This window comes from Microbacterium sp. HD4P20, assembly GCF_019449275.2.
GTDB lineage: Bacteria > Actinomycetota > Actinomycetes > Actinomycetales > Microbacteriaceae > Microbacterium.
This window is the reverse complement of the sequence record NZ_JAHZQZ020000011.1, coordinates 216,691-240,282: the sequence shown is the minus strand read 5'-3', so window position 1 is coordinate 240,282 and position 23,592 is coordinate 216,691. Positions and strand designations below refer to the sequence as shown.

23 protein-coding genes and 1 riboswitch are annotated in these 23,592 nt (G+C 72.1%); of the genes, 8 read left to right on the top strand and 15 right to left on the bottom strand.

Going from position 1 to position 23,592, the window contains the following annotated elements; all coding sequences use genetic code 11:
• Positions 1 to 5 precede the first annotated feature (5 nt).
• The 3 genes from K0817_RS04235 to K0817_RS04225 form a co-directional block, all read right to left on the bottom strand.
• Positions 6 to 800, bottom strand: coding sequence for an energy-coupling factor transporter transmembrane protein EcfT (locus K0817_RS04235; RefSeq protein ID WP_219980118.1), 795 nt, complete (start codon positions 798 to 800; stop codon positions 6 to 8).
• Entirely contained in the window at positions 797 to 2,326 is a 1,530-nt protein-coding gene (locus tag K0817_RS04230) for an ABC transporter ATP-binding protein (protein WP_219980875.1), read from the bottom strand. The genes K0817_RS04235 and K0817_RS04230 overlap by 4 nt, the downstream gene beginning before the upstream one ends.
• An 80-nt stretch (positions 2,327 to 2,406) precedes the next feature.
• Positions 2,407 to 3,051: an ECF transporter S component gene (locus tag K0817_RS04225; RefSeq protein ID WP_219980117.1), complete on the bottom strand. Its 645-nt coding sequence runs from the start codon at positions 3,049 to 3,051 to the stop codon at positions 2,407 to 2,409.
• A riboswitch (TPP riboswitch) is annotated at positions 3,042 to 3,153 on the bottom strand. It overlaps the preceding gene by 10 nt.
• Positions 3,154 to 3,210: 57 nt before the next feature.
• Between K0817_RS04225 and K0817_RS04220 the strand changes: the two genes are divergently transcribed.
• Positions 3,211 to 4,800 carry a D-alanyl-D-alanine carboxypeptidase gene (locus tag K0817_RS04220; RefSeq protein WP_219980116.1) on the top strand — a complete coding sequence of 530 codons (1,590 nt, stop codon included), beginning with the start codon at positions 3,211 to 3,213 and terminating at the stop codon, positions 4,798 to 4,800.
• Positions 4,801 to 4,835: 35 nt separating this feature from the next.
• Here the strand turns inward: K0817_RS04220 and K0817_RS04215 are convergent, their stop codons facing one another.
• From K0817_RS04215 to K0817_RS04200, 4 genes are all read right to left on the bottom strand, one after another.
• On the bottom strand, positions 4,836 to 5,762 hold the full coding sequence (locus K0817_RS04215; RefSeq protein ID WP_219980115.1) for a DnaJ domain-containing protein: 927 nt from the start codon (positions 5,760 to 5,762) through the stop codon (positions 4,836 to 4,838).
• Positions 5,763 to 5,823: 61 nt separating this feature from the next.
• Positions 5,824 to 6,363, bottom strand: a complete 540-nt coding sequence (locus tag K0817_RS04210) for a hypothetical protein (RefSeq protein WP_219980114.1) — start codon at positions 6,361 to 6,363, stop codon at positions 5,824 to 5,826.
• Positions 6,360 to 7,202, bottom strand: a complete 843-nt coding sequence (locus tag K0817_RS04205) for an LssY C-terminal domain-containing protein (protein WP_219980113.1) — start codon at positions 7,200 to 7,202, stop codon at positions 6,360 to 6,362. Before K0817_RS04205 ends, K0817_RS04210 begins: the two co-directional genes overlap by 4 nt.
• Positions 7,203 to 7,207: 5 nt before the next feature.
• Positions 7,208 to 8,269, bottom strand: a complete 1,062-nt coding sequence (locus tag K0817_RS04200; protein ID WP_219980112.1) for an enoyl-CoA hydratase/isomerase family protein — start codon at positions 8,267 to 8,269, stop codon at positions 7,208 to 7,210.
• Positions 8,270 to 8,625: 356 nt separating this feature from the next.
• Here K0817_RS04200 and K0817_RS04195 point away from each other — a divergent pair, with 356 nt between their 5' ends.
• Together K0817_RS04195 and K0817_RS04190 are read left to right on the top strand one after the other, a co-directional pair.
• Entirely contained in the window at positions 8,626 to 10,206 is a 1,581-nt protein-coding gene (locus K0817_RS04195; RefSeq protein ID WP_219980111.1) for an ABC transporter ATP-binding protein, read from the top strand.
• On the top strand, positions 10,203 to 11,018 hold the full coding sequence (locus tag K0817_RS04190; protein ID WP_219980110.1) for an ABC transporter permease: 816 nt from the start codon (positions 10,203 to 10,205) through the stop codon (positions 11,016 to 11,018). Before K0817_RS04195 ends, K0817_RS04190 begins: the two co-directional genes overlap by 4 nt.
• Before the next feature lie 67 nt (positions 11,019 to 11,085).
• Here K0817_RS04190 and K0817_RS04185 read toward each other — a convergent pair whose 3' ends face one another.
• Entirely contained in the window at positions 11,086 to 11,550 is a 465-nt protein-coding gene (locus K0817_RS04185) for a hypothetical protein (RefSeq protein ID WP_219980109.1), read from the bottom strand.
• 103 nt (positions 11,551 to 11,653) lie between these two features.
• On the opposite strand from K0817_RS04185, the gene cofG reads away from it, so the two are divergent.
• The 5 genes from cofG to K0817_RS04160 all read left to right on the top strand — a co-directional run bounded on the left by cofG (position 11,654) and on the right by K0817_RS04160 (position 17,759).
• Positions 11,654 to 14,101 carry a 7,8-didemethyl-8-hydroxy-5-deazariboflavin synthase CofG gene (gene cofG, locus K0817_RS04180; protein WP_253735168.1) on the top strand — a complete coding sequence of 816 codons (2,448 nt, stop codon included), beginning with the start codon at positions 11,654 to 11,656 and terminating at the stop codon, positions 14,099 to 14,101.
• A complete protein-coding gene (locus K0817_RS04175) occupies positions 14,098 to 15,591 on the top strand; it encodes an NAD(P)/FAD-dependent oxidoreductase (RefSeq protein ID WP_219980108.1) in 1,494 nt (497 codons plus the stop codon). The genes cofG and K0817_RS04175 overlap by 4 nt, the downstream gene beginning before the upstream one ends.
• Entirely contained in the window at positions 15,588 to 16,622 is a 1,035-nt protein-coding gene (gene fgd / locus K0817_RS04170) for a glucose-6-phosphate dehydrogenase (coenzyme-F420) (RefSeq protein WP_219980107.1), read from the top strand. Before K0817_RS04175 ends, fgd begins: the two co-directional genes overlap by 4 nt.
• A 77-nt stretch (positions 16,623 to 16,699) precedes the next feature.
• The gene (cofC, locus tag K0817_RS04165) at positions 16,700 to 17,302 is read left to right on the top strand and encodes a 2-phospho-L-lactate guanylyltransferase (RefSeq protein WP_253735167.1); all 603 of its coding nucleotides are present in this window, start codon (positions 16,700 to 16,702) and stop codon (positions 17,300 to 17,302) included.
• A gap of 25 nt (positions 17,303 to 17,327) precedes the next feature.
• Positions 17,328 to 17,759, top strand: coding sequence for a cupin domain-containing protein (locus K0817_RS04160; RefSeq protein WP_219980105.1), 432 nt, complete (start codon positions 17,328 to 17,330; stop codon positions 17,757 to 17,759).
• 259 nt (positions 17,760 to 18,018) lie between these two features.
• Here K0817_RS04160 and K0817_RS04155 read toward each other — a convergent pair whose 3' ends face one another.
• The 7 genes from K0817_RS04155 to K0817_RS04125 all read right to left on the bottom strand — a co-directional run bounded on the left by K0817_RS04155 (position 18,019) and on the right by K0817_RS04125 (position 23,556).
• The gene (locus K0817_RS04155; protein ID WP_253735166.1) at positions 18,019 to 18,762 is read right to left on the bottom strand and encodes a sulfite exporter TauE/SafE family protein; all 744 of its coding nucleotides are present in this window, start codon (positions 18,760 to 18,762) and stop codon (positions 18,019 to 18,021) included.
• A 1-nt stretch (position 18,763) separates the two neighbouring features.
• Positions 18,764 to 19,750, bottom strand: coding sequence for a 2-phospho-L-lactate transferase (gene cofD, locus K0817_RS04150; protein WP_219980103.1), 987 nt, complete (start codon positions 19,748 to 19,750; stop codon positions 18,764 to 18,766).
• A gap of 45 nt (positions 19,751 to 19,795) precedes the next feature.
• Positions 19,796 to 20,644 carry a uroporphyrinogen-III synthase gene (locus K0817_RS04145; protein ID WP_219980102.1) on the bottom strand — a complete coding sequence of 283 codons (849 nt, stop codon included), beginning with the start codon at positions 20,642 to 20,644 and terminating at the stop codon, positions 19,796 to 19,798.
• A gap of 177 nt (positions 20,645 to 20,821) precedes the next feature.
• Positions 20,822 to 21,100 carry a hypothetical protein gene (locus tag K0817_RS04140; protein WP_219980101.1) on the bottom strand — a complete coding sequence of 93 codons (279 nt, stop codon included), beginning with the start codon at positions 21,098 to 21,100 and terminating at the stop codon, positions 20,822 to 20,824.
• Entirely contained in the window at positions 21,090 to 21,491 is a 402-nt protein-coding gene (locus tag K0817_RS04135) for a phage holin family protein (protein ID WP_219980100.1), read from the bottom strand. The genes K0817_RS04140 and K0817_RS04135 overlap by 11 nt, the downstream gene beginning before the upstream one ends.
• A 1-nt stretch (position 21,492) precedes the next feature.
• Positions 21,493 to 21,879 (bottom strand): hypothetical protein, encoded by a 387-nt coding sequence (locus K0817_RS04130; protein WP_219980099.1) that lies wholly within the window; start codon positions 21,877 to 21,879, stop codon positions 21,493 to 21,495.
• A 102-nt stretch (positions 21,880 to 21,981) separates the two neighbouring features.
• A complete protein-coding gene (locus K0817_RS04125; protein WP_219980098.1) occupies positions 21,982 to 23,556 on the bottom strand; it encodes an NAD(P)/FAD-dependent oxidoreductase in 1,575 nt (524 codons plus the stop codon).
• Positions 23,557 to 23,592: the final 36 nt, after the last annotated feature.

Here is a 23,592-nt window from a genome sequence, read left to right as displayed (position 1 = left end):
ACTGCTCAGGACCACACGAAGCGGAACGTGCCGGCGGCGACGGCGGCGCCGATCGCGAGCGCCATGATGGCCGCCCCGCCCAGCAGTGCCATCGCGTCACGGGGGCCGACCCGTGACGGCCGGGACCACGTGCGCGGGATGCCGGACCCGAAGCCCCGGGCCTCCATGGCCATCGCGAGCTTCGTGCCGCGACGTACCGCGAAGACCAGCAGAACGAACGCCATCGAGAAGAAACGGCGCACCGCCCCCGAGTCGCCTACGCCGCGCGCGCGGCGTGCGAGGCCCATGCTGCGCCAGTCGTCGAGGAACAGCCCGAGAGTGCGCGTCCCGGCGAGGACTCCCAGCACGAACCGCGACGGAAGCCGCGCCACCTGCGCGAGGGCGTCGGCCAGTTCGGTGGGATCGGTCCGGCCGAACAGCAGGATCGTCGGCAATCCCAGGGCGAGCACCCGCACGCACACCGCCGCGGCGAGGGCGATCGAGTCGTCGCTGATCGTGGCGTACCAGAACGACCAGTACACCGTGCCGCCGGGCTCGGCGTACAAGAGCATGCTGACCCCGGCGACGGGCGCGAACAGCAGGATCGGCAGCATCCGCTTCACCACCGTCACCACGGCCAGGCCGGTCAACGGCAGGCACAGCAGCTGCAGCACGATCGCGGCGAGCGCGCTCGTCACGTCGATCGAGGCCAGCAGCGGCACCGAGAGCAGCAGCGCGAGCACGATCTTGGTCACGGGGTTGACGCCGTCGAGCCACGCCGGGGCCGGCTCGGTTCTCACTCCGACGCCGACCGCCGTCATGACCCCGCCCCCATCGGCGCTGGCGCACGCAGCTCGATGCGGTGCCCGCCGAGGTGGCGCAGGACGTCCTCGTCGTGGGTGACGGCGATCACCGAGGTCCCTGCGGCGATCTCGGACTGCAGCAGCCGCACCAGCTCGATCCAGCCCCGGCGGTCCTGCCCGAACGTCGGCTCGTCGAGCACGATCACCGGGGGCGCGTCGGCGAGCACGGTGGCCACCGAGAGCCGGCGCTTCTGTCCGCCCGACAGCGTGAACGGGTTCGCCCCGGCGAGCGGCGCCAGGTGCAGCCGCTCGAGCAGCTCATCGACGATCGCCTCGACCGCCGCCGGCTGGACCCCCCGCGAGCGCGGGCCGATTGCGAGCTCGTCGCGCACGGTCGACGCCAGGAATTGGTGCTCGGGTTCTTGGAAGACCGTGCCGATGCGGGTCAGCAGCTCGCGCGACCGCCACTTCGACGGGCGCCGCCCCGACCGGGCGGCCAGCTCGGGGGCAGCGACGACTTCGCCCGCCGCCTCGGGCAGCAAGCCCGCGAGCGTGAGCGCGAGCGTCGACTTGCCCGCCCCGTTGGATCCGCTCACGACGGTCGCGGCGCCGCGAGGAACGCGCACGTCCAGCTCGGCGCGCACGACGGTGCGGCCGTCGCGCGAGATCGCGAGACCGGATGCCGCGAGCACAGCCTCGTGCGATTGCCCGGCCGGCGCGAGAACCGGCAGATCGACCGGGCGGCCGGGAACCCACACCCCGGCGGCGGCGAGCGCGTCACCGTGCCGAGTGAAGACGTCGCCGGGCGGGCCGTCGGCGAGAAGACCGCCGTCGGCGCCGACCACGATGACGCGGTCCATGAGGTCCGCCCACACCGCCGTGCGGTGCTCGATCGCCACCAGCGTCGCGCCGGTCTCATGCACGGCCCGCTCCACGCCGAGGCGCACCTCGCGCACGCCGTCAGGGTCGAGGTTCGCGGTGGGCTCGTCCAGCAGCAGTACGCCCGGCCGCATCGCCAGGACGCCGGCCAGCGCGAGGCGCTGTTTCTGTCCGCCCGAGAGCGCCTTCGTCGGCCGCGACGTCGGCACATCGAGGCCCACGGCCCGCAGCGCCTCGGCGACGCGAGCGGGGATGTCGGCCGCGGGCACGCCGAGGTTCTCGCACCCGAAAGCGACGTCGTCGCCGACCTTCGAGAGCACGACGCCCGCGTCGGGGTCCTGCAGCACGAGGCCGACCCGCCCGCGCTGCTCCTCGGCCCGAGCCCCGTCAATGAGCAGCGAACCGGTCTCGTGGCCCTCATCCGCGCCGCCGAGGAGTCCCGCGATGCCGGCCAGCAGCGTCGATTTGCCCGACCCCGAGGCCCCCAGCAGCAGCACGCGCTCGCCCGGCTCGATCGTGAACGACACGTCGCGCACGGCGGCCGCGCGGCGACCGGCGTAGCGCCAGCCCCAACCCGCGGCCGTGATGCGGGCCGGACGGGCAGCCGTCCCGGACGCCGGTCCGGTGTGCGGGCGGCTCGCCGAAACCGTCGTCTCGTCGGTCATCGCGGCCATCGCCGCATCGACGCGCCGCGCGGCTCCCGGTGACGCACCGGCGACACCGGGAGAAGGCACGGCGGCCATCGTCAGACCTCTCGGCGCGCCTCGCGACCCGCCGCGAACCGGTTGAGCGCGCCGGTCGCCGCGAGCGCTCGCACCGCGAGCCAGCCCACGACGCCCGCGAGGACCGCGCCCGAGACCACGAGAGATCCGAGGTAGATGGCGTTGAACTCGGCCGTCTTGAGGATGTTCGGCGAGCTGCCGTAGAAGAGCTCGAACACCCACGCCCCGGCAGCGGCCCCGACACCCGCGAGCATTGCCACGGGCAGAGTGAAGCGCCGGTAGAGGAACAGCGCGAAGATCAGCTCCGCTCCGAGGCCCTGCACCAACCCCGACAGCAGTGTCGAGACGCCCCAGACGTTGCCGATGAGCATCGACACGATCGCCGCGATCACCTCCACCAGCAGGGCGGCGCCGGGCTTGCGGATGACGAGGCCGCCGATGACGCCGCCGATGAGCCAGATCCCCACGGCCAGGCCGCCGACACCAGGGGTCAAACCGTCCATGGCGACGAACCAGGCGTAGCCGACGGTGTTCCAGGCCCAGAAGACGAGACCGATGGCGACACCCAGGACAGCGGCGACGACGATATCGATCACACGCCAGCGGTAACGCGACGGCGACGAAGCGCCCCGAGTGCTGCTGGCAGATGCGGACGTGGACGCGTGCATATGAACTCCTCCCTGCGCCGGCATGATCCGGATCAGGTTCGACGGTCGAAGCGTGGGTCGCTTCCTCTCAGCCCGGCTCACCGGACTCCCGTGGTTGTGGCGACAAGTATACCGCGCTGCGCTTGGGCGATCAGATCGGGGGCAAGGTATCTTGAGCGGGTGACCCCGGATGACGCCCCCGCTCCGACGCGCCGCGCGCGTCGCGCGCAGACGGGCGACGTGGCGGTGGTCCGACCCGCAGGGCGCGCGGAAGGCGGCATCCTGACGATCGAGTCGGCGGCACTGCCCCCCGGCTCCGGCAGCAGCACCGCTCCGGGCGTCGTCGACGCCCAGGCATCCACGGTCGCCGCTCTGCCCTTCACCACGATTGCGACCGACACGGGTATGCCCGCGGCCTCCGGCGACGGCTCGGGCCCCGTCGCCCTCGCGTGGGTCGACGAGACCACCATCGGCCGCTCGTCGGCACCCGGCGACCTCAGCGCCGCGGCGACGCCCTACGTGCAGGTCGGCGCCGACCTGCTGGCCGATGCACCGCGCCGATCGCCGCTGCGGGCGGGAGTGATCGTCCCGACGCTCGTGATCGCGGGAGTCGTCGGCGCGTACTCCGCCACCACCCTGCTGTGGCCGCTGCACGCCGTGGCACCGACCGTCGCGGCGGTAGAGGTGCAGCCCGCATCGGCGCCGCCCACCACGCCGGCGTGGCCGGCTCAGGGCAGCGCAGCGATCGCGGTCGGCGGCATCACCGGCTCGGCGGCATCCGCTCCCGAGGCCGACGCCATCGCCAGCATCACGAAGGTCGTGACCGCTCTCGTGGTACTCGATGAGATGCCACTGGCCGTTGGCGAGCAAGGGCCGGAGTTCCGATTCACCGCCGCTGACCGCACGCGCTACTGGCAGTACCGCAGCAACGACGAATCAGCGCTCGACGTTCCCGTGGGCGGGTCGCTCACGCAATACCAGATGCTCGAGGGCCTGCTGATCGGCTCGGCGAACAACTACGCCGACCGCCTCGCCCAGAACCTGTGGCCGACCGACGCCGTGTTCGCGTCGGCGGCGAACGCGTGGCTCGCGAACCACGGTGTGCCGGGTGTCACCGTCGTCGAGCCCTCCGGCATCGACGAGGGCAACACGGCCAGCCCCGAGGCTCTCGTCGCGCTTGCCCAGAAGGCGCTGGCGAACCCGGTGATCGCCGAGATCGTCGCGAAGCAGTCCGTCGAGCTCCCCGGTGCCGGCCTGGTCGAGAACTCCAACGGCCTGCTGGCCGATCCCGGCGTGGTCGGCATCAAGACAGGCACGCTGGCTGCCTGGAATCTGCTGTCGGCGAAGGACATCACGGTCGGCGACACCACCGTCCGCCTGTTCGCGTCGGTGCTCGGCCAGCCCGACAACGAGGCACGGCTCGCGGCATCCCGTGCTCTCTACACACAGCTCGAGCAGGAGCTGCAGCTGAAGCCCTCGGTGACAGCGGGCACGATCGCCGGGCGCGTCGAGACGATGTGGGGCGAGCCGGTCGACATCGTGACAGCCGGCGACGCGTCGGTCGTGCTGTGGAACGGCGGCACCGGCACCGTCGGCACCACCTACGACCTGGGTGAGCAGCGCGACGAGGGCGACGCCGTGGGGGCGCTCACGGTGAGCGGTCCCCTGGACGAAGCGAGTGTCGAGCTGCAGCTGGCTGACGACGTCGACGGCCCGTCGCCGTGGTGGCGCCTGACGCACCCGCTCGACCTGTTCGGCCTCAACGGCTGACACCTGTTCTCGGCAAGGCGCTCAGGCCCGTGCCCTCAGGCGAAGCGCACCGTCTGCTGAAGGCGGGTGCGCACGTCGAACACCTCGTTGCCGCCCATGTCGCGCGCGCCGGTGACCCCACGACGCAGCACCGTGGCCAGCGCGCTGCGCGAGGTGATCGCGACCCGCACGCCGCGCACCTTGCCGATCTCGTCGATCGGTTCGAGCACGTCCTCGTCGGGCAGCACCACGATCGCACCGCTGAACCGGACTCCCGCGGCTCGCGCGATCGAGCGCATGCTCGTCAGCAGTTCGGCGATGGGCGCACCCGGCACACCGTCGCCGACGAACTCGCCGCGGCGCAGGCGCACCGGGCCACCGAAGTCCTCGGACAGGATGCCGTAGAGCCCGCTCGGGCCGAGCACGAGGTGGTCGATCTTGGCGTCCGGGTCGGCACCCCTCCCTGCCGCCAGCACGTCGTGCCACACCGTGTAGCCCATGCCGAGGTCGGCGACGATGCGGGCCGTGGCCTCTTCGGCGAGCGCGTCGGCGAGCAGTCGCCGTAGGTGGTGCGGAGCGGAGCGCACCAGCGCCGGGTCGTACGGGTCGTCGATCGCGACACCCCGGCCCACCCATTCGCGCACCAGGTCGAGGTAGCGCTCGCGCCGCCAGCCGCCGGGATGCCCGTACGACCGGGCGCGCGGGCGGGTGTCGGTGCGGGCCGCCGGTGGTCGCCAGCCCGACCACTCCGCGGCCGGCGCCTCGCCGAAACCGTGACCACGGTCGTAGGCGGCGCGCGCCTCGGGCGTGCCCACGAGCTCCCATGCCCGCTGCACCTGCACGAAGACGGCGGCGTCGCCACCGGTGTCGGGGTGGGCCTGCCGCAACCGCAAGCGGTATGCCTTGCGCAGCGTCTCGTGGTCGACGCCGGGCTCGACCGCGAGCACCTCGTAGGCAGACGCGGACAGCGGACTGTCGAACACTCACCCTCCCCAGCCTCCAGTGATTCCCGGCGGGAATCAGGCTACGTCACGCCGCACCCGGTCAGCGCCGCTCGTGGCGCCGGGCGTATGCCCCGGCGCTGCGGCTCGACAGCGCGAGCAGCAGCAGGATGTCAAGGCTCAGCGACAAGAACGTGGTGTGGATCTCGATCTCCTGTCCCTGCGCCCACCACGCGACGAACACGGTGCCGATCGACAGCGCGGCGATCACCATGACGATCACGCGCGCCCAGTTGCGCCCGAGAAATACGAAGATCCCCAGCACCAGGTCGGCCAGCAGCACCGTGGCGCCGGCGGCGAGGACGAACCACAGCGCCGCCTGACTGCCCTCGGGGCTCGGATCGAAGCCGTCGAGCACCGAGTCCGGGTCGGTCACCAGATCGTCCCAGCCACCTGCGATCGCGATGAGCACGGCGATCCCGGCCAGCACGCGAAGCAGCACGAGAGCCGCCCCGGCGCTGGTGCTGGCCGGCCGCGGCATGTGGGGGTCGTAGCCCGTCGGTGTCAGCAGGCGGGCGGCCGGCTCGTACGCCGGGCGCTTTTCGGGCAGCTCCGGCTGCGGCATCCGCTGCCCGGCACTCATGCGTCCACCGCCGCGAGCGCGCGCACATCGACGATCGGCAGGTCGCCGTCGGTGCGGATGCTGTCGCCCCCGCCGTTGCGGGCGTGATAGCCGGTGGCGAAGTCGGCGATGACGTCGACGACGACGCGGGGATCGGCATCCCGGATCGACGAGACGATGTGGTCGCGCTCGACATCGGTGTCGGCGTCGATGCGGTGCGTCACCTGCAGAGTGAACAGCGAAAGGCCGACGCTCGTGTCGAACGTTCCGGCGGCGAGCCAATCGACGCGGCGCCCGCCCGGCAGCAGCCACCCGTCGGGGCACTTCCAGAAGCGCACGTGATGCCGCTGGGCGGGGTTGCCGTCGACCTCTTGCTGGTATGCGAAGTCCTGTTGCCGCCCGAACAGGAACAGGGGGCTGACCGGCGCTTGGTGGTAGCTGCGCCGCTGGAGCGTCGACGTGACGATGCGCCACGACGAGGCCAGCGTGACCGGGTCGGCCTTGGTCCACCCCGCCTCGCGCAGCGCCGTTTCGATCTGGCCGCCTCCGCCCAGGAACGCGAGGTTCACCGGGTCGCCCAGCAGACCGTCGCTCGTGCGGGTGCGGCCGATGAAGTAGTCCGGCACGTAGATGGTCGTCAGGATGCGATGCAGGCGCGGCAGCACGAGGTAGGCCAGCAGCACCCAGAACGCGATGAAGAACGGGATGCCCCACCAGCCGATGTGGAACGTCTCGGTGAAGCTGAGGTACGCCAGCCACAGCGCGGCGACGCCGGCGAAGACGAAGAAGAACCAGTCGACCGCCGCGCCGACCGAGTACGCCCGCTGTCGGCGGGCATGCGAGCGGCTGTCTTTCCCCATCGCACTCAGCCCCAGAGCGGGATCTCGGGCCGGAAGGCGAGGGCGGATGCCGCAGCATCCGGATCCAGCTCGGCAAGGGTGGCGGGCTGCCAGCGTGGCGAGCGGTCCTTGTCGATGACCTGCGCGCGGATTCCCTCGGCCAGATCGGGCTGGGTCATCGCGAACCACATCACGAGCGCGTACTCCTGCTCGAGCACGTCGCGCAGGCCGGCCAGCTCCCGCGACCGGCGCACCGACGCGAGGGTCACGGCGAGCCCGGTGGGAGAGAGCTCACCGAGCAGATCCGCGGTGGCGGATGCCTCGGGCTCGGGCCGTGCGCGCAGGCGCTCGACGATCTCGGGCACGGTGCCGGCCGCGAAGGCGTCGTCGATCCACTCGCGAGCGCGGATGAGCCGGGAGGGGGGCGGGGTCTCGTCGAACAGCAGCACGAGCTCGGTGGGGCTGGAAGGATCGGCGCGGGTTTCGAGCGCGTCGCGCAGGCCGTCGAGGTTCTCATGGGGCACGAAGTGGTCGGCGAATCCGGCGTAGACCGCGTCGGAGGCATCCATCACCGCTCCGGTCAGGCCGAGATACTCACCGAGCCGGCCCGGCGCGCGGGCGAGCAGCCACGTGCCGCCGACGTCGGGGGTGAAGCCGATGCGGGTCTCGGGCATGGCCAGCTGCGAACGATCGGTGACGATGCGGATGGCGGCATGCCCGGCGAGCCCGATTCCGCCGCCCATGGTGATGCCGTCGGCGAACGCGACGAAGGGCTTCGGGTATTCGGCGATGCGCGCGTTGAGCGCGTACTCCTCGCGGAAGAACTGCGCCGTCTCATCGGCACGACCGGCGTTGACACGCTCGGCGAGCCCGCGCACGTCGCCGCCCGCGCACAGGCCGCGCTCGCCGGCACCGTCGAGCAGCACGATGTCGACCTCGGTGTCGTGCTCCCACGCGTCGAGCACCTCGTGGGCGAGCCGGATCATGCCGAGATCCAGCGCGTTGATGGCGCGCGGCCGGTTGAGGGTGAGTCGTCCCAGTCCGCCGCGCGCGCGGGCGAGAACGGTGGGCTCGGCATCGTCGGTCACGAGCGCCACGTTACCCTCCCCGCATCCCTCGCCCCTCCCTTGTCCCCTTGTCCCCTCGTCCCCCCGTCCCCTCGTCCTCCCCTCGCCCCCTCGTCCCCCTCGTCCCCCCTCGTCCTCCCCTCGCCCCTTCCCGAATCCCCGCCGAGCATGTGGGTTCTGCACCGAGCATGTCGACATGGTCGGTGTGAAACCCACATGGTCGGCGGAAAAGGCACATGGTCGGGAACAACGGGCGAGACGCAGGGCGGAGGGGGGAGGGACGAGGAGCGGAGGCGACGGAGGGGGCGCCTCCTCGCGTGTGCATGCGCGTTCCGCCATGATGGGGAGAATCTGCTCACGATGACGAGAGGTTCGGCATGCCCGAAGGACAGTCGCTGGAGTTCTCGAACGTCACCAAGCGCTTCGGCGCGATCACGGCTGTCGCCGGACTCACCGCCCGCGTCGAGCCCGGTCGTGTCACGGGCTTCCTCGGTCCGAACGGCGCCGGCAAGACGACGACCCTGCGGATCCTGCTCGGCCTGGTGCGCGCGACCGACGGCACGGCGACCATCGGAGGCGTGCCGTACGGCCGGATGCAACGGCCGCTGCAGTCCGTGGGTGCGGTGCTCGAGGCATCCAGCTTCCATCCCGGTCGCACCGCGGCGAACCATCTGAAGGTCTACGCGCAGGCGGCGGGCCTCGGTACGGCTCGCGTGGACGAGGTGCTGGGGCTGGTGGGATTGACGGATGCCGCGGGCAGAAAGGTCGGCGGATACTCCCTCGGCATGCGCCAGCGCCTGGGTCTGGCGTACGCGCTGCTCGGCGACCCGGGCGTGCTCGTGCTGGACGAGCCCGCCAACGGCCTCGACCCCGAAGGCATCCGATGGATGCGCGGATTCCTGCAGCAACTGGCCCGCGAAGGGCGCACCGTGCTGGTGTCGTCGCACCAGCTGGCCGAGGTGCAGCAGACGGCGGATGCTCTGCTCATCATCTCGCGGGGCCAGCTGGTCTTCCAGGGGACCATCGACGAGCTGTCCGACCCGTCGGAGCACGCGACCGTCGTCGATGCCCCCGACCGCGCCGCGCTGACGGCCGCCCTCGAGCGGGCCGGCGTGCGGTTCGAGGTGCTGCGCTCGGGCCTGACAGTTCGCGGCATGGATCCGGTGGGCGTCGGCGCCGTGGCGGCAGCGGCCGGAGTGGCGCTGTCGTCTCTGCATCGCCGGGGGCCTGCGCTGGAGGAGGTCTTCCTCGACCTGGTCAACGGCACGCGCGTCCATGACAGCGCGGGTGGCGGCCTCGCGATGGTCCAGACAGGCGTCGCGAGCCCAGCGGCGGTGGATGAGACGGGTCCGGTCGACGAGGCGGCGAGCGCCGACCCCGACCCGGAGCCGGAGCCCGCCTTGCCCGAGCCGGAGCCCGCCCTGCCCGAGCCGGAGCCGGAGTCCGAGCCCGCCTTGCCCGAGCCCGAGCCCGACCCCGACCCGGAGTCCGAGCCCGAGCCCGACCCCGACCCGGAGCCCGAGCCCGAGCCCGAGCCGGAGCCTGCCGAGGGCGCCGCGGAGGCGGCATCCGGAATCGCGCCCGACGCAGGGGCCCACGCGGGCTTCGCCGTCGCGAGCACGGGCATCATCGACATCGTCCCGCAGGCCGACCTGCCGCCCGACCCCGACGAGGACGTCGAAGCGCTCGGCGAGATCGATGAAGAGCTGTCATCGGGACTGGCGGACTCGGACGATGCCCGGCCGTGGGAGAACCGCGTCAAGACGGAGGCCGATCTCGAGGCCGACCGCTTCTTCGGCCGGTTCAGCGACGCGAACGAACCTGCGAGCGCGACGTCCGACCCGGCTTCTCCAGCCGGCGCCGACGAGCCAGCGCCGGAAGAGCCGCAGCCCGAGCCTGAGGCCGACGAGCCGACGCCGGACGAACCCAATGACGTCGAAGGGGGTGAGCAGCGATGAGCCTCACCGCGGCCACGCGTGCCGAGACCACGAAGCAGTTCACGACCTCGCTGTGGTGGATCCTCGCGATCGTCCTCGTCGTCTACGTCGGCTTCACCGCGTCGGTGCTCGCGGTGGTGTTCTCCGCCTCCGCGTCGGGCTCGCTCGGCGACGGTCCGTCGCTGCCCGAAGAAGGCCTCGCCGGCGTGCTGTACAGCACCGCGACCGCGGTCGGCTACGTCTTCCCGCTGCTCATCGGGACGCTCATGGTCACGACCGAGTTCCGGCACAAGACGCTGACCCCCACGTTCCTCGCGACGCCCCGCCGCGGGCGCGTCCTCAGCGCGAAGCTCGCCGTCGGCGTGCTGATGGGCGCCCTGTTCGGCGTGATCGGCGTCGCCGCGTCGGTCGGCGCGTCGGCGTCCTTCCTCGCGGCGTTCGGCCTCGACACCGCGTTCGGCTCGCCGGACACGTGGGCGATGATCGGACGGATGCTGTTGGCCTACGTGCTCTGGACGCTCATCGGCATCGGCGTCGGCGCTCTGGTGCGCAACCAAGTGGGCGCGATCGTCGGGGTGCTGGTGTTCACACAGTTCCTCGAGCCGATCGGCCGGGCCGCCGCGTCGTTCGTGGAAGGCCTCAGTCGGGTGACGCAGTACCTGCCCGGTGCCGCCGGCGACGCCCTGGTGGGCACGAGCGTGTTCACGATGGGCGTGCCCGACGGCGCGATGGTGCAGCTGGAGTGGTGGGCGGGGGCCCTCGTGCTGCTCGGTTACGCCGTGGTGCTGATCGTGCTCGGGCAGCTGCTGAGCTGGCGCCGCGACGTCAGCTGACCGCGGGCCCGGATCACACCGCAGACCCGGATCAGACCGCGGGCCCGGATCACACCGCGGACCCGGATCAGACCGCGGGCGCCGGGGAGGGAGCTTTGCGCGGTTTCGACTTCTTCGGGGGCGCCGCAGGGATGGTGCCGGTCTCGGACGCGATCTCGGCGACATCCGCCGGTTCTTCGTCCACCTCCAGGTGCAGCGCTTGCACGAGCGCGAGACCGTGGCGGGTGGTGAGGATGATCCGGTGGAAGTCCGGATGCCCGTCGAGGTCGATCACGACACTCGGTCGACGGCGGCGGATGAGGGCGAAATCGTCGCCGCCCGCGGAACGCCACGTGCCCATCGCGATGAGGCCGCGCACGTGCGTGCCGGGACTCGGAACGCCGCGCAGCCAGGTCCACGCGTCGTCGGTCAGCTGCACCTTGGTGATCGCGGAGCGCTCGATCGCGACATTCCCCTTGCGGAATGCCATGGCGCGCTCGGCCGCCGAGAGCACGACTTCGAGCTGCGTCGAGTCGAGAAGCAGCGTCACCATGGCACTAGTCTGCCAGCGCTCCGGGGTCGATCCGGGTTGATTTGCTTACAGGAGGGCAACGATCAGCGCCCCTCGACGCCGTGCGCGGTGCGAGACTGGATCGGTGAGCGCCGTGTCCCCCTCCGTCACCGCGGCCCCCGCCGCCGACGTCCTGGCGCGGGCCGCCGCGCGCGAGCGCCTCCATGCCGCGGACGCGGAAGCGCTGCTGGATGCCACAGGTGCCGATTTCGAGCGTCTGCTCGAGCTCGCCGGAGCCGTCCGTGACGCCGGGCTCGAGGCATCCGGCCGTCCCGGAATCCTCACCTACTCGCGCAAGGTCTTCGTACCCCTCACCACGCTGTGCCGCGACCGCTGCCACTACTGCGTGTTCGTCGACACGCCCGGCCAGCTGCTGAAGAAGCACAAGCCCGCCTATATGTCGCCAGAGCAGGTGCTCGCCGTCGTGCGGCAGGGTCAGGCGATGGGCTGCAAAGAGGTGCTGCTGACCCTCGGCGACCGCCCGGAGGACCGCTGGCCCGAGGCACGAGCGTGGCTCGACGAGCACGGCTTCGCGTCGACGCTCGACTACGTCGGCCACATCGCCCGCCTCGTGACCGCCGAGACGGGACTGCTCGCGCACCTGAATCCGGGCGTCATGAGCGCGGATGAGATCCGGATGCTGCGGCCCACGGCGCCGTCGATGGGCATGATGCTCGAGACCACGTCCCGCCGGCTCTTCGAGGACCCCGGTCAGGTGCACTTCGGCTCGCCCGACAAGGATCCCGACCTGCGCCTCGAGGTGATCGACGCGGCCGGCCGCGAACGTGTGCCCTTCACGACGGGGATCCTGGTGGGCATCGGGGAGACGCTGCGAGATCGCGCCGAGTCGCTCGTCGCGATCCGCGATGCGCACGAGCGCCACGCGGTCGAGGCTCCTGGGGGCACGCAGGGTCACGTGCAGGAGGTGATCGTGCAGAACTTCCGCGCGAAGCCCCGCACCGCGATGCAGGGCGCGCCCGATGCCGAGCTGCGCGAGTACGTGGCCGCGGTGGCCGTGGCACGGCTGGTGATGGGCCCGCGCATGCGGATCCAGGTGCCGCCGAACCTCTCCGACCCTGCCGAGTTCGATCTGCTCGTGCGCGCCGGCGCCGACGATTGGGGCGGAGTCTCGCCGCTGACCGCCGACCACGTCAACCCCGAGCGCCCGTGGCCGCATCTCGACGACCTCGCCCGCATGACCGCCGAGCTCGGCTTCGAGCTGCGCGAGCGCCTCACCGCGCAGCCCGAGTTCGTCCTCGATGCCGAGACCTGGATCGACCCCGCCTTGCGCCCCGCCGTCGACGCGCTCGCCGATCCGGCGACCGGCCTGGCCGCGGCATCCGCCCCTCCCACCCCCATCCCCACCCCCGCGGTTCGTTCGTCACACATGTACGCGGCGGACGGCGTTTCGCGTACATCTGTGACGAATGAACCGGGGGGTGGTGCCGGCGAGAGCGCGGCGGGCGTCAGGCGGCTCGCCGAGGCCGCGGCGGCCGACCCGCTCGCGCTCGACGACGCCGGGTGGGTGACGCTGCTCGAGGCCACCGGTGACGACCTCGACGCGCTCGCCGCGACCGCCGACGACGTCCGCCGCTACACCGTGGGCGAGGCGGTGAGCCTCGTGGTCAACCGCAATCTCACGTCGAGCGGACTGCGCTCGGTCGTGACCGAGGACCCCGCCACCTTCACCCTCGACGACATCGCCGCCATCGCCGCCGACGCGTGGGACCTCGGCGCGACCGAGCTGTGCGTGCAGGGCCTGCTCCCCGGCGCGGAGAGCCCCGAGCGCTACCTCGACATCGCGCGCGCCGTGAAGGCCGCCGCACCGGGGATCCACCTCCACGCCTACCGCCCGCAAGACGTCCGAGACCTCGCCGATCGCACCGGCCTCGGCCTCGAGGGGGGCCTCGACGCCCTGCGCGAAGCCGGCGTCGACACCGTGCCTGGCACCGGCGTCAAGGTGCTGAGCGAGCGGGTGCGCGGCCTCGTCGCGCCCGGCGACCTCGAGATCGACCGCTGGATCGAGGGGATCACGGCGGCGCACCGCGCGGGCCTCCGCTCGACGAGCGTGCTGTTCTACGGCCACGTCGAGACGGCCGCCGAGCGCATCGCCCACCTGCGGCGGCTGCGTGCGATCCAGTCCGACACGCGAGGCTTCACCGAGTTCGTCCCGATCGCCCTCCCGGGGCCGACCGGGGGCGTCCCGCTCGTTCCCGGCCGCGCGCCGATCGACGAGCACCGCGCGATGGTCGCCGTGTCGCGGCTGATGCTGTCGGGCAGCATCCCGCACATCCAGATCCCGTGGACGCGCGTCGGGCGCCAAGCATCCGCCGTGCTGCTGCAGTCCGGCGGCGACGACCTCGGCGGCACGCTCCTCGACGGACGCGTGAAGCCCCGGGCGGGCATCGAGCACGGGCTCGAACTGCCGGTGACGGATGCCGCGGCCCTCGTCGCACGCCTGTTCCGTCCGTTCCGCCAGCGCACCACCGACTACCGTGAGCCCCCGCCCGGCCGCAAGGCGGCGCTGCGATGACAGCTGCCGGGGTGACCGCACGCGTCGAGGTGGCCATCGTCGGCGCCGGCTTCGCGGGCATCGGCATCGCGATCGCGCTGCAGCGCGCCGGGCGCGACGACTTCGTCGTGCTCGAACGCGGCGCCTCGGTCGGCGGCACGTGGCGCGACAACACGTATCCGGGGGTCGCGTGCGACGTGCCCTCGCACCTGTACGGCTTCGCCTCGCACCCGAACCCGTCGTGGTCGGGCACGTTCGCGCGCGGCGACGAGATCCACTCCTACCTCGAGGACGTCGTCGAGGCCGAGCGGCTGGGCGGCCGTCTGCGCCTCGGCACGGCGATGCAGTGGGCGGATTGGGATGCCGAGCACGAGGTGTGGCGCATCGGAACCTCGACCGGGGTCGTGGTCGCCGATGCCCTGGTGCTCGCGTGCGGACGCTTGACCGAGCCCGCCATCCCCGACATCGCCGGGCTCGGGACCTTCCCTGGACCGTTGTTCCACTCCGCGCGCTGGGACCACGAAGCCCGGCTCGACGGCCTGCGGATCGGCGTCGTCGGCACCGGTGCGAGCGCCGTGCAGATCGTGCCGAGCCTCGCCCGCGACGCCGCGCACGTGACGCTGTTCCAGCGCAGCCCGGCCTGGATCGTCCCGCGTGGCGGCACCGTCTACTCCGACGCCGACCGCGACCGATTCGCCGCCCACCCCGACGAGCTGGCCCGGGTGCGGGCCCGCCTGTACGCCGAGGGCGAGGCGCGCTTCGCGTCACGTGCGGGGGATGCCGTGGCCTCGGCCACCGCGACGGCGGAGGCGCGCGCCCACCTCGAGGCGCAGGTCGCCGACCCCGCACTGCGCGCTGCGCTCACGCCGGACTACGCGTTCGGCTGCAAGCGCGTGCTGCTCTCGGACGACTTCTACCCGGCCGTCGCCTCCGATGCCGTGACGCTCGTGCCGTCGGCCCTCACCTGCGTCGAGGGTTCGACGCTCGTCGCCGCGGACGGCACTCGCCACGAGGTCGACGCCCTCGTGCTCGCGACCGGATTCGCCTCGACGCGGCAGCCGTACGCCGACCTCGTCGTGGGAGAGGGCGGGCAGACCCTCGCGGCGCACTGGTTCGCGGGCATGACCTCGTTCGGCTCGACGGTCGTCGCGGGGTTCCCCAATCTGTTCGTGCTCAACGGACCCAACGCCTCGCTCGGCCACTCCTCCTCGGTGCTCATGATCGAGGAGCAGGCCGCTTACGTCGCGCGCGTGCTCGACCGCCGCGCCACAGCCGGCGGCGTGCTGCGCGTGGACCCCGTCGCCGAGCGCGCGTACACCGACGAGATCGCGGCCGCCGCGGCATCCACCCCCTGGATCACCGGCGGATGCCGCAACTGGTACGTCGACGAGCGCTCCGGCCGGCTCACACTGCTGTGGCCCGGCACGGTCGATGCCTTCCGCGCCCGCTTGGCCCGGGCCGACGGCTCGGAGTTCCTTCCTCTGCCCATCCTCGAAAAGGAGCCCACATGACGGATCGACTTCAGCACGGCGGCGTCCCGCTGCGGTTCGGCTACAAGGCTTCCGCCGAGCAGTTCGGTCCCACCGAGCTTCTCGACTACGGCGTGCTGGCCGAGGAGGTCGGCTTCGACTCGGTGTTCATCTCGGACCACCTGCAGCCCTGGCTGCACGAGGGCGGCCACGCTCCGGCATCCATCCCTTGGCTCGGCGCCCTCGGCGCGAAGACCTCGAGGGTGATGATCGGCACGTCGGTGCTGACGCCCACGTTCCGCTACCACCCGGCCGTGGTCGCGCAGGATTTCGCGACACTCGGTGTCTTGTACCCGGGACGCGTGATCCTCGGCGTGGGCACCGGCGAAGCGCTCAACGAAGCGAACCTCGGGATGACCTGGCCCGATCCGCCCGAACGCTTCCAGCGTCTGAAGGAGGCCATCGGGCTGATCCGTCGGCTGTGGTCGGAGGACCGCGTCACCTTCGACGGCACGTACTACACGACCCGCAACACGACGGTCTACGACAAGCCCGACCAGGCGGTGCCGATCTACATCGGGGCGGCGGGTCCGGCTGCGACGCGGCTGGCCGGACGAACGGCCGACGGCTTCATCACGACGTCGGGCAAGAAGCCCGAGCTCTACACCGAGACGCTGCTGCCGGCGCTCGACGAGGGATTGTCGAAGGCCGACCGCACGCGCGCCGACATCGACACGCTCATCGAGGTGAAGGTCTCGTTCGACCACTCCCTCGAAGCGGCCCGCGAGAAGACTCGTTTCTGGGCTCCCCTCGCTCTCACGCCCGACGAGAAGATGGGCGTCGACGACCCCATCGAGATGCAGCGGCTGGGCGAAGAGCTGCCCATCGAGCGCACGGCGTCGCGGTTCATCGTGTCGACCGACCCCGACGAGCACGTCGAACGCATCGCCTGGTACGTCGAGCACGGCTTCCGTCACCTGGTGTTCCACGACCCCGGGCACGACCAGGCGACGTTCCTGCGCATGTACGGCGAGGAGATCCTGCCGCGGCTGCGCGCGAAGTACGGCGCGTGACGGGCTCGATCCGGCGTCTGTTCGGACGGCGAGGTCCGGGCGAGGCGGAGTCACCGCCGTTGCGGTGGATCGTCGTCGTGCCCGTGAAACCGCCCGCGCGCGGAAAGTCCCGGCTCGATGTGCCCGGCGTCGACCGCGCCGCCCTCGCGCACGCGATCGCCCTCGACACCCTCGAGGCGGCTACGGCGTGCGAGCTCGTCGCCCAGGTGGTCGTCGTGACGAACGACCCGGCGTTCGCTCGCGAGTCAGCCGTCATCCCGGCGCTGCGGTTCGTGCCCGAGGGCGATGCCCGAGGCCTCGACGCGGCCGTCGCCACGGGGGTCGCCGCGATGGACCCGAGCGCCCGTATGGCTCGTGCCGCGCTTCTCGGCGACCTGCCGGCGCTGCGACCCGGCGACCTCGCGGACGCGCTTCGGGCCGCGGCATCCGTCCCCCGCGCCGTCGTCGCCGACGCCGAGGGCACCGGCTCGACCTTGGTCACGGCGGCGCCGGACGTGGCGTGGGAGTCGTCGTTCGGCGAGGGCTCGTTCGCGCGGCACCGCGCGCTGGGATGCACGCCGGTGGCGGTTCCGGATGCCTCGACCCTGCGCCGCGACGTCGACACCGCCGACCAGCTCGACGCCGCGCGCGTCCTGGGTCTGGGCGCGCACACGGCCGCCCTGCTCGACCGCCGCGGCTGACCCCTGCCGCCGATAGCCTGGCGGGATGAGCGACTATCAGGTGCTGGAGATGGGCGGACTGGACGAGTGGCGCGAGCACTACGGCGGGTTCCGGCCCGACAGCTCGCGCGACGGCCGGCGGGTAGTCGACCACGACATCACGATGCAGTACATCGGGATGACGGCCAACGCGCTCGAGCCGGGCGAAGAGGCCGGGTACTGGCACCGGCACGCCCGCATCGAGGAGCTGTACGTCTTTCTCGCGGGCCGGGGCCAGATGGGCCTCGACGACGACATCGTCGACGTCGGCCCCGGCACGGTCGTCCGGGTCGGGCAGGACGTGTGGCGCACCTGGCGGGCGGTGCCGGGCAGCTCCGAGCAGCTGCGGTGGCTGTGCATCCGCGCGGGCGGCACCGAGCTGCCCCACCTGCCCGACGACAGCGAGCGCGGCGGCGACCGCCCCTTGCCCTGGGCCTGAGGCTGCACCCCCGCCCGTCGCCTCCCCGCCCGCCCGTCGCACCCCCGCCCCGCCCGCCCGTCGCCGCCCCGCCCGCCCGCACCCCCGCCCGTCGCCGCCCGCCCCGCCCGCCCGTCGCCGCCCCGCCGCGTCGTCGCCTCCCGCGTTGTCGAGAACGTGCGTACTCGCCGAATACGCACGTCCCACGCGCCAGCAGGATGCGTGTTCGGCGAGACCGTGCGGTTTCGACGGAAGGGGGTCGGCGCGACGGAGCGGGGCCTCACGCGACGAGCAGGTACACCGCCCCGACGATCGTGAAGACGATGACCAGCCGTTCGAACAGCTTCTGGTCGAGCCGGTCGGCCAGGCAGCGCCCGACCAGCGCGCCGCCCACCACGAGCGGCACCAGTACGAGGTCCAGCAGCAGGCCGGGCGGTGTGATGATGCCGAGCCCGACCGAGAACGGCACCTTGAACAGGTTGACGATCGCGAAGAACCACGCCGCTGTGCCGAGGAACTCCTTCACCGGAAACCGCGCGGCCAGGAAGTACATCGACATCACCGGCCCGGCGGCGTTCGCCACCATGGTCGTGAAGCCGCCCAGCACGCCATAGGTCGCGGCGGCGACGCGGTGGGGCCCGACATCCGACACCCCCGCCCCGAAGCGGCGGCGCAGCAGAGTGATCGCGATGACGAGGATCAGGATCACGCCGATCGTCCGCTTGACCCAGATGTCGCCGGCGAACGCGAGGAACACCACGCCCAGCAGCACGCCGGCCACGACGGCCGGAGCCAGGCGCAACAGCGCTCGCCAGTTCGCGTGCCGGCGATACATCGTGACGGCGAACAGGTCGGCGACGATGAGCAGCAGGAGCAGCGTGCCGGTCGATTCCCGCGCGGGCAGCACGGCGGCGAAGATCGCCACTGCGAGCGTGGCTGCGCCGGGAACCGCCGTCTTCGACAATCCCACGATGACCGCGGCGAGCGCGAGCAGCGCCCACGCGAACCAGGTCAGCTCGGGCACGTCACACGCCGGCTGCGCCGAGCGCGGTCTCGGCGAGGGCGGTCGAGTGCGCGGCATCCGTCATCCACAACGGTGTGACGAGCGGACGGATGCCGAGACCGGCCACCTCGGCGGCGGCGGCCTCGTCCTCCTGGGCGATGAGCCACGCGTCCAGCAGGCCACCGGCATCGCGCGAGCCGTAGTGCGCGGCGACCGCCGCCGCGGAGGTCTCGACGCCGATCGCGGTCAGGCACACGTCGGCCATGCCCCGCACGACCTTGCCGCCGATGATCGGAGATACCCCGACGACGCGGGCGGATGCCGCGGCGAGGGCTTCGCGCATGCCGGGCACCGCCAGGATCGGACCGATCGAGACGACGGGGTTGGAGGGCGCCACGAGCACCGCGTCGGCCGCCGCTATAGCGTCGAGCACTCCCGGAGCGGGGGTCGCCCGGTCGATCCCCGGATTGTGGAACCGGGCGGGGGCGAGGGTCGCGCGGTGCCGCGTCCACCACTCCTGGAAGTGCAGGCGACCACCGTCTTCGAGCTCGACCATCGTGTCGACCTCGGAGTCGGTCATCGGCAGCAGGCGCGCGCCGAGGTCCCAGCGGTGCGACATCCGCTCCAGCACGGCGGTCGGCGTCAGGCCGTCGCGCAGCCATCCGGTGCGCGCCAGGTGGGTGCCGAGGTCGAGGTCTCCGAGCGTGAACCACGGCCAGCCCGAACCCCACGCCTGCAGCTCGTGGTTGACCCGCTCGGTGTCGCCCTGGCGGCCCCAGCCGCGCCCGCTGTCGTTGACGCCGGCGAGGGCGTAGGTGACCGAGTCGACGTCCGGCTGCAGGCGGACCCCTGAGAGCCACAGATCGTCGCCGGTGTTGACGACGACCGTGAGAACGGAGGTCGTGTCCTCGTCCCAACCGCGCGCGCGCAGCGCACCCCGCACACCGAGGACGAACTTCGATCCGCCGACCCCGCCGGCCAGCACGACGACCCGGGGCATCTCGCTCATCGCGCGTCCATGCGCAGCGAGGGCACTCGGCTCATGGGTCGCTGGTCACGCCCGACGGTGGCGGTCGGCGCCGGGGAGCGGCAGGGCGCCCGTCCGCGGTGCGAACTCGTCGGCCGCGTGCGGCAGTGAGAAGGTCGCGACTGCGTCGATCAATGCGTCGACGGTCTGCGTCGGCGCCACGACGTCGACCTCGAGCCCGGCGCGCTGGGCGTCCTTGGCCGTGCGCGGTCCGATCGCGGCGATGAGCGTGGTGTCGGGGACCTCGGGGAACTGGGCGTGGACCTGCTCGGCCACCGACCCGCTCGTGACGAGGATGGCGTTGATGCGACCCGAGCGCACGTCCTCGGCTATGCGCTCGGTGACCGGCACACCGACGGTGCGGTAGGCCACGACGCTGCGTACCCGGTGTCCGGCTTCGGACAGCTTGCGGGTCAGCACGGGCTTGGCGATCTCGCTGCGCAGGGTGAGGATGTCGCGCGCCTCGGGCTCGAGGGCGATGAGCTGCTCGGCCATGCCGGCCGCGGAGTTGTCCTGCTCGGGAACGAGATCGACGCGGTATCCGACCGCGAGCAGCGCGGCGGCGGTGGTCTCACCGACCGCCGCGACCCGGGTCTTCGACGGCACGACCGCCCGGTAGGCGTACAGCACGTCGACGGTGGTGGCGCTCGTGACGGTCAGCCAGTCGAAGGCTCCTGCGGCCAGGTCGGCGAGCGACTGCTCGAGAGCGGCCTGGTCGTTGGTCGGCGCGAAGTTGATGAGCGGTGCGATCACCGGAGTGGCGCCCTGGCGTCGCAGGGACGCGGCGACGCCGTCGCCCCACGGACCGCCTCGGGGCACGAGAACGCGCCAGCCCGTCAAAGGCTTGGCTGTCGGATGCTGCGCGCCGGCGTTCATTGGGTAGCGGTGTTCATGAAGGAGGTCGACTCTCGTGGTGCTCAGTCGGCCGCCCAGGACGTTCGAGCAGCCGAAGCGCGATTGAATCGGGTTCGCGCGTCGGCAGCATACGCACCATTGCACTGCCTCGCCTCCCGAGCATACCCCTCATCGCGAAAGGTGTGATCGGGAGGCGGTTCAGCGTGTGTACAGGCGGACGAGTCCCCAGACGGCCGCGCCGATCGCCACAGCGCCCACGACGACCGCGACGGTGGCGGCAGTGGGGTTGCGTCGCTGGAAGGCGCGTGCTTTGGTCACGCCGTCGTCGACGGCGATGGCGACCCGCTTAGGGACGTTGGCCTTCTCTTCGATGGCAGCCAGCGCCGCCTTCAGTTCGGCGCGAGCCTTTTCGACGGGGTCGGTGAAGCCGAGCGGTACGGCGGTGCGGGGCACCGGCACGGACGCGTCAGAACTCATCGCGCACCTCCTTCACATCCTGGGCGATCGACTGGGCGGGGTTCTGGCGCTTGCCGATCTTGCGGAAGCGGAGGATGCCGAGCAGCGCCAGCACCACCGCGATGATGAGCATCGCGAAGAACACGACGAGGGCCGACAGCCACACCGGCCACCACGACGACAGGCCGGCGATGGCCCACGTACCGAGTGCCGGCACCGACCAGAACAGGACGAACAGCGCCGCGAACACCCACAGCGCGCCCCAGCCGCCGTCCTTCGCGGTCCGCGAGAGCCACACCTTGGCAGCGTCGATCTCGGCGATCACGAGGTTGCGGACGAGCTCGGGGATCTCGCCGAGCAGCGTCAGCAGGCTGTCGTCCGCGCGGTCGCGGAATCCACGCGGCGTAGTCATGTCATGCCCCGCCGCGGCCGTCGGAGGCGTCATCGACCGCCTCGTCGACGGCATCCTTGACCGCAGCCGTCGACGACTTCGCCGCCTGGCCGAGGTCGTCCGCGGAATCCTCACCCGCCTTCAGTGCGGCATCGAGCTTCTGACCGGGGCTTCCCTTGGACCCCGCGGCCTGGACGACCTTCACGGCAGAGTCCCACAGCGTGGAGGGAAGTGCCATCGCCTGGGATTTCGCGAAGTCCTTGACTTTGCCCACCTGCTCCTGCACCTGGTCGCGGTTCCAGACCTTCAGCCACTGGGACTTGATCTGCTCATAGCGTTCCCTGCCGGCACGGCTGCCGAGCACGTATCCGATGGCGATTCCGACGACGAGTCCTGCTTTGCCCCTCATTGGGGTCTCCTCACACTCGGTGATGCACCTGACGATCTCCCCCAGGGTAGCCCTGTATTCCGATTCCGGCATCCACCCTTGACACGGACCCGAATTGCGCACTCACGCGCGCGTGGCGGAACCGAAGATCAGGGTGCGACGCAGTCGATCGGCCTGCTTCTGGGCGTCGGAGACGACCTGCGCGAGCCCGCTGCCCGACAGCCATGCCCCGACGGCAGCCACACCCGGCGCCCGCTCGATCCGCTCCCGCACCGCCGAGGAGGCGTCGAGCCGGCCGCGCGCCGACGCCGGCGGCGCGAGTGTGAACCGCGCCCGGTGCGCCCCGAGAAGCCGATGCGCGCCGAGCGGGACGCCCAGGAGAGCGGATGCCTCGGCCAGGGCCTGCTCCGCGGCATCCGCGTCATCCAGGTGCGCTGTCTCGGGAGGCGCGTCGGGCCCGCCGAAAGCCACGCGCAGCACGTGCCGCCCCGGCCCCGCCGCCTGGGCGAGCCACTCCCATCGCGCGGTGTCGTGGGCGACCCCGACGGCGCGGTGCGTGCCGGGCACCGCGTGCACGTGGACTCCGCGGGGGGCCTGGTCGAGCCCCGGCGCGTCGACGACGAGCGTGACGACCTCGCGCGCGATGCCCCGCGGGGCGTCGTCGGTGGCCGGTTCGCCGATCAGATCGCCCAGCAGCATCCGGGCGCTCGTCTCGTCCGTCGCGACGATGACCGCGTCGGCCGCGAGGGCCGCACCCGCGGATTCGCCTTCCCCAGTTTCGAGTGCAGGCGGTAGCTCGTGCCGCAGCGCAGAGCTGGAACCGGCAGCAACTGCCGCGTCGGCGCCGGCAGCCTCGGCGTCGACCGGCTCGAGGCGCACGCTCCAGCGGCCATCCGCGGTCGCGACGGCCACCGCGCGGGTACCGGTGCGCACGTCGACGCCTCGCTCGATGAGCCTGTGGTTGAGCGCGCCGACCAGCCCGGGCATCCCGCCCGCGATGCCTTCGATCGCGGGCGCGTCGCCGGCGCTCAGCCGCAGCTCGGCGACAGCGGCGCCGAGCGAGCCGGTGCGCGTCAGGGCGGGGTTGAGGCCGGGCGCCGCGATCTCGACGTCGACGTCCTCGGGCGTCAGGCCGAACCGGTCGATGCTCAGGGGCTCGACCAGCCGCTGCAGCACGCGCGCGCCCATCCGGCTCCGCACCAGCCGGCCGAGGCTGCGCTGCGAGCCGATCGTGAAAGGCGGGCGCAGCCGGTCCACATACGCACGCCAGGCGCCGCCCCAGCCGATGATGTCGCGCACGCTCTCGTCCCACGCGTTGGCCGGGATGCCCAGCACACTCTCGCGGGGCAGGGGCTGCGCACCGCCCTTCGGCAGACCCGCGATCCACTCGCGGTCATCGCGCGGACGCGCGATCACGGCATCCGGGTCGACCTCCTCGATCAGCCGCCGCACGACGCCGTCCCGGGTCGAGAAGCAGGTCACGCCGGTCTCGAGTTCGATTCCGGCCACATGAGTCGTGCCGATCGTGCCGCCGAGCGCGTCGGACGCCTCGAGCAGTGTCACCGCCAGCCCGAGCTTCGCGCACTCCCATGCCGCGACCAGCCCGGCGATGCCGCCGCCGATCACGACGACGTGCGTCTCACGCGCGTGGGCGACCAGTTCGTCGAGGGGCTCCGGGGCGTCGGTCACGGCATCCATCCTCGCACCGTGCCCCTAGCCCTCGGTTGCGGTGCG